The organism is Halorubrum sp. SS7, from assembly GCF_005435055.1.
GTDB lineage: Archaea > Halobacteriota > Halobacteria > Halobacteriales > Haloferacaceae > Halorubrum > Halorubrum salinarum.
Map to the genome: position 1 here is coordinate 1 of NZ_SGXV01000058.1, position 601 is coordinate 601.

1 protein-coding gene is annotated in these 601 nt (G+C 59.7%); it reads right to left on the bottom strand.

Translation table 11 applies throughout. The features are described 5' to 3' along the window. The coding region (locus tag EXE44_RS16380) for an ABC transporter substrate-binding protein (RefSeq protein WP_241991850.1) at positions 1-601 on the bottom strand (601 nt) is incomplete at both ends.

Below are 601 nucleotides of genomic sequence, written 5' to 3' on the forward strand. Positions count from 1 at the left end.
TCCGGAGAACCGTGGTTCGCCGGTGTACCCGGCTTCGTCTAATAGTTCTCGAGCTCGCTCGGGATTATACATTTGAGCGTTTTCCGGCTGTTCTTGATATGCCCAGGCAATAGCAGGGTTGATCAGGCTGTGTGCGGGCTCAGCGAAGCCAAAGTACGCGGTGCTGACCAGCTCCTCTCGGTCGATGGCCATCGCTACCGCCTGCCGGACTCGCCGATCCGTCGTGGGGATATCCGTTCCCTCCCACGCATCGGTCGGCTGGTCGTTACCGCTCGCGTACGACTGCCGTTCAGCCCACTCATCGGAGGCCGGATCATTACACAGCATCGCCAAACACGACCACTCGCCAGAGCTGACCCCCGCAACATCGACACTTCCACCCCCGCCCTGTACCTGCCGCGCGTTCTGAGGTGGGAGTTCGTCGGCATACTGGATCCCGTCGGTCGTAATTGCGCTCCACATTGTGGAGGGTTCAGGAATGAGGTTGATGACAACCTCGTCAAGGTACGGGAGACTATTGCCCTCTGAGTCGGTCTCCCAGTAATCGTCGAACGCCGTCAGGGTGAGCGACTCTCCCGTGGACCGTTCCGTGAGTTCGAAT